The sequence below is a fragment of the Hypericibacter sp. genome, from assembly GCF_050729195.1.
In the GTDB taxonomy this organism is placed as follows: domain Bacteria; phylum Pseudomonadota; class Alphaproteobacteria; order Dongiales; family Dongiaceae; genus Hypericibacter.
Window position 1 is genome coordinate 32408 of the sequence record NZ_JBOHKS010000247.1, and the last position, 11270, is coordinate 43677.

Annotated in this window: 7 protein-coding genes; 3 read left to right on the plus strand and 4 right to left on the minus strand. The window is 66.2% G+C overall.

What is annotated here, in order from left to right:
- The 3 genes from ACREE8_RS19750 to ACREE8_RS19760 form a co-directional block, all read right to left on the minus strand.
- The gene (locus tag ACREE8_RS19750) at nucleotides 1-1215 is read right to left on the minus strand and encodes an acetyl-CoA acetyltransferase (protein WP_431574725.1); all 1215 of its coding nucleotides are present in this window, start codon (nucleotides 1213-1215) and stop codon (nucleotides 1-3) included.
- A 78-nt stretch (nucleotides 1216-1293) separates the two neighbouring features.
- Nucleotides 1294-2472 carry an MFS transporter gene (locus ACREE8_RS19755; RefSeq protein ID WP_431574726.1) on the minus strand — a complete coding sequence of 393 codons (1179 nt, stop codon included), beginning with the start codon at nucleotides 2470-2472 and terminating at the stop codon, nucleotides 1294-1296.
- Nucleotides 2473-2574: 102 nt separating this feature from the next.
- Nucleotides 2575-4134 carry a class I adenylate-forming enzyme family protein gene (locus ACREE8_RS19760; RefSeq protein ID WP_431574727.1) on the minus strand — a complete coding sequence of 520 codons (1560 nt, stop codon included), beginning with the start codon at nucleotides 4132-4134 and terminating at the stop codon, nucleotides 2575-2577.
- Nucleotides 4135-4430: 296 nt separating this feature from the next.
- On the opposite strand from ACREE8_RS19760, the gene hspQ reads away from it, so the two are divergent.
- Nucleotides 4431-4760: a heat shock protein HspQ gene (hspQ, locus tag ACREE8_RS19765; RefSeq protein ID WP_431574728.1), complete on the plus strand. Its 330-nt coding sequence runs from the start codon at nucleotides 4431-4433 to the stop codon at nucleotides 4758-4760.
- Between the two features lie 163 nt (nucleotides 4761-4923).
- Here hspQ and ACREE8_RS19770 read toward each other — a convergent pair whose 3' ends face one another.
- Nucleotides 4924-5262 (minus strand): hypothetical protein, encoded by a 339-nt coding sequence (locus ACREE8_RS19770; protein ID WP_431574729.1) that lies wholly within the window; start codon nucleotides 5260-5262, stop codon nucleotides 4924-4926.
- Nucleotides 5263-5589: 327 nt separating this feature from the next.
- Between ACREE8_RS19770 and ACREE8_RS19775 the strand changes: the two genes are divergently transcribed.
- On the plus strand, nucleotides 5590-10422 hold the full coding sequence (locus ACREE8_RS19775) for an NAD-glutamate dehydrogenase (RefSeq protein WP_431574730.1): 4833 nt from the start codon (nucleotides 5590-5592) through the stop codon (nucleotides 10420-10422).
- 1 nt (nucleotide 10423) lies between these two features.
- Nucleotides 10424-11270: MFS transporter (locus tag ACREE8_RS19780; protein ID WP_431574731.1), on the plus strand; the 847-nt coding region annotated here is incomplete at its 3' end.

An 11270-nucleotide genomic window follows, 5' to 3' on the forward strand; every position in this document is an offset into this window, starting at 1 on the left:
TCACCGCACGCGTTCCAGAATACTGCAGTAATTCGCCACGCCGGCGCCGCCCATGTTGAAGAGGCCGCCGAGCCGCGCGCCTTCGCGCTTGGCGCCCAGGGGCTCACCCGCGAGCTGACGCGCGGCGATCACATGCATCGAGACGCCGGTGGCGCCGATCGGATGGCCCTTGGCCTTGAGCCCGCCCGAAAGATTGACCGGCAGGCGCCCGCCGAGCGAGGTCGCACCTTCCTCGAGGAGCTCGGCGCCATGGCCCGGCTTCGCCAGGCCCATCGCTTCATATTGCATCAGTTCGGCGATGGTGAAGCAGTCATGGCTCTCGGCGAAATCGAGATCGTCGAGCGCGAGACCCGCGCGCGACAGTGCCTGCTTCCAGGCGCGCGCGGCGCCCTCGAGAAACGTCATGTCGCGCCCGCTCATGGGCAACGCATCGTTCACATGCGCGGTCGCGCGAATGCGGATCTCGCGGTCGTTGGATTCCGTGAGATCCGGCGCCGCCAGCACGATCGCCGCCGCGCCATCGGAGACCATCGAGCAATCGGTGCGCCGCAGCGGCGGTGCCACCAGGGGATTCTCCGCGGTGATGCGCCGGCAGAACTCGTAGCCCAGATCCTTCTGCAGATGGGCCAGGGGGTTGAGCGCGCCATAGCCATGGTTCTTGGCGGCGATCCGTGCCAGCGCGTCCGATTTGTCGCCATAGCGCTGGAAATAGAGCTGCGCGATCTGGGCGAAGATGCCGGCGAAGGAGGCGTTCGGCCCGGCCTCCTCGGCGACATAGCTGGCCGAGGCCAGGGCCTTCTGGATGTCGGGGCCGGTGTTGCCGGTCATCTTCTCCGCACCCACCACCAGCACCAGCCGGGCCTGGCCGGCGGCGATCGATTTGATGCCCTGCTGGATGGCGGCCGAACCGCTGGCGCAGGCATTCTCGACCCGCGTCGCCGGCTTGTAGCGCAGATCGGGCAAGGCCTGGATCGGCAGCGAGGCCGGGAAACCTTGCGGGTCCATGCCCTGGTTGAAATGGCTGACCACCACCTCGTCGATGTCGCGGGCCTCGACCCCGGCATGGGCGAGGGCTTCCGTGGCGGCCGCCCCCATCAGGCTTTCCAGGGTCTGATCGCTCAGCTTGCCGAAACGGGTATGGCCCCAGCCCAGGATCGTGACGGGTGTCGCGCGATCGTTGGTCTTGCCGTTCATCGCCGGATGCTCCTGGGTCATGCCCCGTTCAAGTCCCTGATGATATGGCGATCCCGGCGGGAGCGGCAAAGACCATCCCGGACAAACCCGGGCGGGCCGCTAGACGCGGCGGGTCAGGGCGATGAGGAGGAAGAGGAGACAGGCGCCGCCGCCGGCAGCGAGGAAGCCATAGGGATTCCAGAAATCGAGGCTGGCTCCGACCAAGACCGGCCCCACCAGGGTCCCCGTCTCGTAGGTAAAGGCGAAGAGCGCGTTGGCGGCGGCGAGATCGCCCGGCCCGAAGCGGCGCCCCACCATGGCGAGCCCGACCGTATAGAGCCCGCCGAAGGAGCCGCCCCAGATGGTCAGCAGCGGCCAGGCCGCCAGGCTGCCCAGCACCAGCGGCAGCAGCAGGAATCCGCCGGCGCTTGCGACCGCCAGCAGGATCAGGAGCTTGCGCCCGTCGCGCCCGTCATGCCGGTCGGCCATGATGCCGATCGGCAATTGGAGCAGGACATTGCCCAGCGCCACGGCGAAGAGCATGCCGAAACCGGCACGCTCGCCCACACCCATGCGATCCGAGAAGATCGGGAAGAAGGCCAGCACCGAGTTGATCAGCACGCCGTTCAGCACCGCCGCCGCCATCAGGATCGGCTGGCGCCGCAGCAGGGTGGCGTAGTGGGCGGCCGGTTCCGAGGGCAGACTTGGAATCAACCTACGCGCGAAAATCAGGGGCAAGGCCGAGGCCGCCACCGTGCCGGTGATGAGATAGAAAGGCAGGTAGCCCTCGGTGCCGGTGATCATCAGGACCGGGAAGCCCAGGCAATAGGCGGCCGACATGGTCGTGACATAGAGCCCGACGACGCGCCCGCGCGTGGCGTCGTCGGCGACGGTGTTGAGCCAGACCTCGCCGATCACCCAATGAATGGCGATGCCCGCACCCATCACGAAGCGCAGCACGAACCAGCCTTCGATGCTGTTCCAGATCGGCAGCAGGGCGATCGCCGCCGTCATGATCGCGACGCCGAGATAGAGCGCGTTGGCGGCGCCGAGGCGGCGCGCCAGGGTCGGCGTCGCCAGGGTGAAGAACAGGATCGCCGCGGCCTCGACCGCGGTGTTGAGGCCGATGATGCTGCCGCTCACTCCTTGCGCCTCGAGGCGCATGGAGAGCAGCGGCGTGGACATGGCGAAGGTCGCGGTGGAGGCGAAGGCGCTGGCGAGGATCGCGATCAGGCTGATCCGGCGCTCGCCGGGACGAAGCAGGGGCGTCGGCAGAATGGTCGCGCTCTCGCCTGTCACGTCAGGCCTCGGCCGAACGCCGCGGGCCCGAACTTGGGGGCATGGCGGCTCGCGAAGGGGAAGGGCGAAGACGCGTGAGGCGGCAAGCGCGGGTCCGCCGGCTCAGCTGAGCATGTGGCGTGCGATCTTGCCCGTGTTCGTCATCGGCAAGGCGTCACGAATTTCGATTTGTCCGGGAGCCTGGCCGACCGGCAATTCGCCGCGCAACCAGTCGAGCAGGGCCTGCGCGTCGATCGCCTTCTTCTGCTTCAGGGTGACGAAGGCTTTTCCATCCTGGCCGTAGGTCGGATGCGGAACCGCCACCACGGCAGCCAGCGAAACGGCAGGATGACGCTGCAGCAGGCTCTCCACCACCTCGGGCACGATATGTTCGTTGCCGCGCGTGATGCGGCTGTCCATCCGCCCGATGATCTTCAGATAGCCGTCGCTGCTGAAGGTCGCGATGTCGCGCGTGTGATACCAGCCGTCCTTCATCGTGGTCGCGGTCAGGTCGGGGCGGTTGATATAGCGCGTCATCATCGCGGGCGAGCGCACCAGCAGATGGCCGCGATCGGTCAGCTTCAGATCGTTGTCGTTGTCATCGACAATGCGGGCCTCGATGCCCGGCAGGATCTTGCCGGCATAGCCCTCATGCTGGCCGCCGCTGGGCCAGGACCAGGCGAGCGCCGCGCAGGTCTCCGACGCGCCATAACCGGCCCGCAGCTGCACGCCGAGCCGCTCGCGGAACTCCCGCTCCCAGGCCGCGGGCAGGGCGGCACCGCCGCTGATGCAGAGCTCGAGCGGCACCTGTTCCTTCCGCACGCCATCGGCATGATCCAGCAGCCAGCGATAGAAGCTCGGCACCGCGACGATGAAGGTCGCGCCGTGATCGACGATGTTCTGCCAGACCACGCCCGGATTTTTCTTGTCGATCAGGGTCTCGGGGTTCTCGCATTCGAGATAGATGACGCTCTGGCCGAGGAAGACCGGCTGCAGGATCAGGAACAGCTGCGACATCATGCATTCCATCGTGAAGATGGAAAGCCGCACGCGGCAATGGTCGATCTCGAACAGCGGCACGGTGAGGTTGACCACCTCGGCGACGGCACCGGCCGAGATCTCGAGGCCCTTCTGCTTGCCGGTCGAGCCGGAAGTATAGACGACGAGGGCCGGATCCTCGCGCTCGAAATGATGGATCGGGAAGCGTTCGGGCTGGCCGTTCATCAAGTCGGCGAGCGACGGAAACCCTTTGACCGTCGAAGCGCCTTCGGGATCGACCGGCAGGATCCAGAGCTTCTTGACGCGCGGCACACGGCGCATCGCGGCGATCGCGCGCGGCGCGACCGGATCGTCGCCGTAATTGTCGAAGCAGAGAAACGCATCGACCTCGGAATCCTCGAGCATGAAGGCGAAGTCCTGCTCGGTCGAGGTCCAGAGCAGATTCACGACGGTGGCGCCCGTCATCAGGATGCCGAAATAGGCGATGAGGAAGGAGGGGCGATTGTTGCAGCAGAGCGCGATGCGATCGCCGGGACCGTAACCTTGCGCCGTCAGGCCCGAAGCGACCTTGGCCACCCAGCGATGGATCTGGCTGTAGCTGTAGGGGCGGTCGCGGAAAATGACTGCGGTCGCATCGGGCGAACGCAGCGCCGTGGCTTCAAGATAGAAGGCGGCATTCGTCATGCGGTCTCTCGATCCTTTTCGCCTCTGCGTTTCAACCTAACCCGCAACCGCAACAGGAAAAAGACAATTCATCTCAGAGTGTTTGGCTTGTCCGTCAACCAATAAACCGTGACCCCCGCCACCTTGTCTGCCCGCCACGAACCGGTTCCAACAGGGCCTTGGACCAGCACAGTCCTTTTTCCCCTCGAATGCCATGCTAAAGTCCTGGCAGGAAAGAGAATCGGCCCCGGTCGTCCGGATTTCCGCCATCCGGGCGGAAGCCGAGGATTCGAGGGGCCGGGCGAACCCAAACCCTCATGCCGGCCAAGCTCAGCAAATACACCATCGGTCAGATCGTGCGGCATCGCATCTTCCCGTTTCGCGGTGTCATTTTCGATGTCGATCCGGAATTCGCCAATTCCGAGGAATGGTATGAGGCGATCCCGGCCGAGGTCCGGCCGCGCAAGGACCAGCCCTTCTATCATCTGCTCGCCGAGAACGCCCAGACCACCTATGTGGCCTATGTGTCGGAGCAGAACCTGTTGCCGGACGACGAGAACGGCCCGATCCGCCACCCGATGGTCACGGAGATGTTCAACGGCATCGTCGCGGGCCGCTATCAGTTGAAGCCCGCGCGGGCCAACTGAATGGCCCCACCGCCCGGGCTTTCACCCTGGTTGAGCGACGTATCGCCGCTCGGCGGGTCTTCGTGGCGATGACCGGGATCGTGCTGCCGGTCCTGTCGCGCACCGATAGCGCGATCCCCCAGCCCTGCATCGGCGAATGAGGGCGCCGGGGGCGCCCCCAGCGTCAGGCGACGGCGATACCGCCGCCCATCAGCAACGCCAGCAGGATTGCCAGCATGACGAAGAACAGCACATTGCCGGTGGTGCCGAGCGGCCGGCTGGCCCGGTCCAGGCGCCGGCGCGCCGGCGAACGGCGTTCGCGTCCGCCGACCAACGACAGGAAGATCCCGCCGCCCGGCCAGGGCAGGCCGATCCGCAGATCCAGCGGATGGCGCGGCTCCGGCCACCGTTCCGACATGGCCATTCGGATGGCCTCGGTCTGATCTTCCGACAGCGCGTCCCGGACGGTCGGCGGCAGCCGCCGCAGCATCTGTTCGACGCGTGCCTCACCCATGATCGTCATCGCATGGCACTCCTTCGATCTCGAACCGGCCCGGCACTCCCGGCCGGTCCCTGGCCCGGATGTCTGCCTGGAGATCGGCTACGGGCCCCATCGGCGTGAGCCGGCCCGGATCCTCCGATCAAATCCGCGGCAAATCCTTTACGGACCGGCTATCACATTGCCAAAACAGGGTAATATGACTGGTGTTAAAATCAGCTTTACTGTTGAGGGTGGAGGCTTGCCCTTATTTTCCAGGGGGCTAGCGTGTTTCCCCATTGAACCGGTCGGCCTGGGGCCGGCTTGCGGGACCCTCTCCGGGGCACGTCAGCGAAGGCGAAGGAAGTGACCATGCGGACCAGGGCCGAGCAGGCGAAAGCCGATCTGATCGAACGCACCGCGCAGACGACAGCGCAGCGTCTCGATCGCAAGCGCGCCGCCGACGTCGAGCGGTTCGTGCGGCTGTTCTATGCCAACGTCCCGCCCGACGACATTCTCGAGGACAGCCCCGAGAACCTGTTCTCGGCGGCGATGACCTTGTGGAATTTCGGCCTGCAGCGCACGCCCGGCAGCGCCAAGGTGCGGGTCTATAACCCGCGCCTCGACGAGCATGGCTGGCGCTCGCCCCATACCGTGGTCGAGATCGTCAATGACGACATGCCGTTCCTGGTGGACTCGGTCACGGCCGAGCTCAACCGGCGCGAGCTGACGGTCCATCTCGTCATCCATCCGATCCTGCGCGTGAAGCGCGACGCCAAGGGCCAGCTGACCGGCACCGGCGAAGCCTCGGCGCCGGCCGAATCCTACATGCAGATCCGCATCTCCGAGCAGAGCGCGCCGGAGACGCTGGAGCAGATCAAACAGGGGCTGGAGTCGATCCTGGCCGAGGTGCGCGTGACCGTGCGCGACTGGCCCGCGATGCGCACCCGGATCGAGCAGATCACCAAGGAGCTGGGCCAGTCCAAGCTGCCATTGCCGAAGGACGAGGTTTCCGAGGCTCATGATTTCCTCGCCTGGGTCGCCGAGGATCATTTCACCTTCCTGGGCTATCGCGAGTACGATTTCTCCGGCGAAGGCGACAACGCGACCCTGACCGTCAAGGCCGGCAGCGGGCTCGGCATCCTCAGCGACGACAATTACTCGGTCTTCGACCGGCAGAAGAATTTCGAGCGCATGCCGGCCGAAGTGCGCGCCTTCATGCGCCAGCCACAATTGCTGGCGATCATGAAGTCGAACAAGCGCGCCACCGTCCATCGCCCGGTTCATATGGACACGATCGGCATCAAGCGCTTCGATGCCGAGGGCAATCCCGCGGGCGAGCAGCTCTTCATCGGGCTCTTCACCTCGATCACCTACAACAAGAGCCCGCGCGAGATTCCGTTGCTGCGGCGCAAGGTGGAACGCGTCATCGCGCGCGCCGGCTTCGAGCCCAACAGCCATGACGGCAAGGCGCTCCTGCATATCCTCGAGAGCCATCCGCGCGACGAGCTGTTCCAGGCGACCGACGACGAGCTGTTCGAGATCGCGCTCGGCATTCTGCATCTGCAGGAGCGCCAGCGCGTCGCCCTGTTCCTGCGCAAGGATCCGTTCGAGCGCTTCGTCTCCTGCCTCATCTACGTGCCGCGCGACCGTTTCACCACGGAGCTGCGCCTGCGCATGCAGGACATCGTCGCCAAGGCCTTCAACGGCCGCATCTCCGCCTTCTATACCCAGATGACCGACGCGGCCCTGAGCCGCCTGCAGCTCATCGTCGCCACCACGCCGGGCTCCGTGCCCGATGTCGATACCGGCGAGCTCGAGGCCAAGCTGGTCGAGGCCGGCCGCTCATGGGCCGACAGTCTGCAGGAAGCGCTGGTCGATGCGCGCGGCGAGGAGCAGGGCCTGTTGCTGCTGCGCCGTTACGCCAATGCCTTCTCGACCGGCTATCGCGAGCGCTTCGACGCGCATGGGGCGGTGCTCGATATCGGCCTGATCGAGAAGGCGCTGGAGAGCGGGCGCCTGACCATGAGCCTCTACCGTCCGGTCGAGGCGCCGCCGAGCGAGCTGCGCTTCAAGATCTACAATGCCGGCGATCAGATCCCGCTCTCCGACGTGCTGCCGATGCTGGAGCATATGGGCCTCAAGGTGATTTCCGAGGCGCCGCATCTGGTGCGGCCGCTGGATCGACCCCGCCCCGTCTGGATCCACGATTTCCTGATGTGCACCGCCGACGGCCACGACATCGACATCGGCGCGGTGAAGGACAATTTCCAGAAGGCGTTCGAGCGGGCCTGGCGCGGCAAGGCGGAAGACGACGGATTCAATCGCCTGGTGCTGCTCGCCGGCCTGACCTGGCGCGACGTGGTGATCCTGCGCGCCTATTGCAAATATCTGCGCCAGATCCAGGTGGCCTTCAGCCAGAGCTACATGGAAGAGACCCTGGCGCGCAATGCCGGGATCGCCGCCCTGCTGGTCAAGCTGTTCCGGACCCTGTTCGATCCCTCGCACCGCGCCGAGGCGGACGCCCGTGCCGACGCGATCAAGGCCGAGATCGAACGCGCGCTCGACCAGGTCGCCAATCTCGACGAGGACCGGATCCTGCGCCGCTTCCTCAATCTCATCCTGGCGACCCAGCGCACCAACCACTACCAGACGCTCGGCGACGGCGAGTCGAAGACCTATGTCTCCTTCAAGCTCGACAGCCGCCTGATCGAGGAGTTGCCGCTGCCGCGCCCGCTCTACGAGATCTGGGTCTATGGGCCGCGCGTGGAGGCGGTGCATTTGCGCGGCGGCAAGGTGGCCCGCGGCGGCATCCGCTGGTCCGACCGGCGCGAGGATTTCCGCACCGAGGTGCTGGGGCTGATGAAGGCGCAGATGGTGAAGAACGCCGTCATCGTGCCGGTGGGCTCCAAGGGCGGCTTCGTCGTCAAGAAGCCGCCAGCGGGCGGGAGCCGCGACCAGCTCCTGGCCGAAGTGATCGAATGCTACAAGACCATGATGCGCGGTCTGCTCGACTTGACCGACAATCTCACCGCCAATGGCTTGGTGCCGCCGCCCAATCTGGTGCGGCGCGATCCCGACGATCCCTATCTGGTGGTGGCGGCCGACAAGGGCACGGCCACCTTCTCGGATATCGCCAACTCCGTCTCGCTCGAATATGGCTTCTGGCTGGGCGACGCCTTCGCTTCGGGCGGCTCGGTCGGCTACGACCATAAGAAGATGGCGATCACCGCGCGCGGCGCCTGGGAATCGGTCAAGCGCCATTTCCGCGAGACCGGCGTCGATGTCCAGAGCACGGACTTCAGCGTCATCGGCATCGGCGACATGTCGGGCGACGTGTTCGGCAACGGCATGCTGCAGTCGCAGCATATTAGCCTGATCGGCGCCTTCAACCATCTCCATATCTTCGTCGATCCGGCGCCCGATGCTGCCAAGAGCTTCGCCGAGCGCAAGCGGCTGTTCGACCTGCCGCGCTCGAGCTGGATCGACTATGACGCCAGCCTGATTTCCGAGGGTGGCGGCGTCTTCGACCGCAAGGCCAAACGCATCGCCGTGACGCCGCAGATGAAGGCCGCCTTCGGCCTGACGGCCGACAGCATCTCGCCCAACGACCTGATCCGCGCGATGCTGAAGACGCCGATCGATCTGCTGTGGCTCGGCGGCATTGGGACCTATGTGAAGGCGGCGTCCGAGAGCCATGCGGATGTCGGCGACCGCACCAACGATCCGCTGCGTGTGGATGCCGAGGAGCTGCGCTGCAAGGTGGTGGGCGAAGGCGCCAATCTGGGCTTCACCCAGCGCGGCCGCGTCGCCTATGCGCTCAAAGGCGGGCGTCTCAATACCGACGCCGTCGATAATTCAGCCGGCGTCGATTGCTCCGACCATGAGGTCAATATCAAGATCCTGCTGAACGCGTCGGTCGCGGCGGGCGACCTGACCTTGAAGCAGCGCGACAAGCTCCTGGCGCAGATGACCGACGAGGTCGGCGGCCTGGTCTTGCGCGACAATTACCTCCAGACCCAGGCCCTCACTTTGGCCGAGACGCAAGGCTGGTTCCGCCTCGACCAGCAGGGCCGCTTCATGCGCGCCCTCGAGCGCGCCGGCAAGCTCGACCGCGCGATCGAGTTCCTGCCGGACGACGAGACGCTGGCGACGAGGCTGGCGCAGCGCCACGGCCTGACCCGCCCCGAGCTGGCGGTGCTGATGGCCTACGCCAAGATGTCGCTCTATGACGAGCTGCTGCCTTCCGATTTGCCCGACGATCCGCAGCTCATCGACGATCTGCGCCGCTATTTTCCGAAGCTGCTGCAGGAGCGTTTCCCCGACCAGATCGCCCAGCATCAGCTGCGCCGCGAGATCATCGCCACCGTCGTGACCAACAGCCTGGTCAACCGCGCCGGCCTCACCTTCATCCATGTGATGAAGGAGAAGACCGGCCAGGCCGCCTCCGACATCGCCCGCGCCTATGCGGTCACCCGCGCCGTGTTCGAGCTGCGCGCGCTCTGGGCCGAGATCGAGGCGCTCGACAACAAGGTGCCGGCGAAGTTCCAGGCCCTGATGGCGGATGCGACGGTGCGGCTGGCCGAAGCCGGCACGCTCTGGTTCCTGCGCAACGGCAAGCTGCCGCTCGACATCGCCGCCCATATCGAGGCCCATCGCAGCGACATCGCCAAGCTGGGCGCGCAGCTCGAGGATTATCTGACCGAAACCGACCGGGCGGCCTTCGCCAAGCGGGTCGAGGCCCTGACGCTCGAAGGCGTGCCGGATCCTCTGGCGCGCAAAGTGGCGCGGCTCGATCTGCTGGCCCCCGGCCTCGACATCGTGCGGATCGCGCAGCGCAGCGGCAAATCGCTCGAGCGCGTCGCACGCACCTTCTATGCGGTGGGCGTGCGTTTCCATCTGAACTGGCTGCGCAGTGCCACGGGCGGCGTCAATCTCGACACCCATTGGGACCGCATGGCGGTCGCGGCGGTGCTCGATGATCTTTACTCACATCAGCGCGTCCTGACCGAGCGGATGCTGAGCGCCAACGGAGTCGCCGACGGGGCACCGGAAGCCGAGACGATCGAGCAATGGGCTCAAGCGCGCGGCTCCGCGGTCCAGCGTATCGAGATGCTGTTCGCCGATCTGCGCCAGCAGGGCGGGCTCGATCTCGCCAAGCTTGCGGTCGCCAATCGCGAGCTGCGCTCGCTGCTCGGCGGCTGAGTTGACGATCGCGACACCGGCGCCGGAAGGCCGGACTCTCGAGCTGGTGACGGGCGGAAAGGCCGAGCAAAGGCGCGCCATCCTCGCCTGGTGCTTCTTCGATTGGGCCAACTCCGCCTTTCCGACGGTGGTCCAGACCTTCCTCTTCAGCACCTATTTCACCAGCTATGTGTCGGCGAGCCCCGCGGCCGGCACCGCCGCCTGGGGCCAGGCGACGGGACTGGCGGCGCTCGTCATCGCCTGTCTCAGTCCTTTGCTGGGTGCGATCGCCGATGTCGGCGGCAGGCGCAAGCCCTGGCTGGCGGGGCTGACGGTCCTGACGGTCGCGGCGACAGCGGCACTCTGGTTCGTGCGGCCCGATCCCGCGTTCACCATGCTGGCGTTGGTCGCGATGGCGGTCGGCACCGTGGGATTCGAGCTCGGCACCGTGTTCTACAACGCGATGCTGCCGGGCCTGGCACGGCCGGAACGCATCGGGCGCATTTCCGGCTGGGCCTGGGGGCTCGGCTATGCCGGCGGCCTCGTCTGCCTCGCCTTGGCGCTGGTGGCCTTCGTGCTGCCGGTCCATCCGCTGTTCGGGCTCGACAAGTCGAGCGCCGAGCCTGTGCGGGCGACCATGCTGCTGACGGCCGGCTGGTTCGCACTCTTCTGCCTGCCGCTGTTCCTGTTCGTGCCCGACCGCGCCGCCACCGGACGCGGCCTGGGCGCCGCCATCGGCGACGGCCTCGCGCAACTCATCCGCACCTTCCGCGATCTGCGCCGTCACGCCAACATCGCGCGATTCCTCCTGGCCAAGATGATCTATATCGACGGCCTCAACACGCTCTTCGCCTTCGGCGGCATCTATG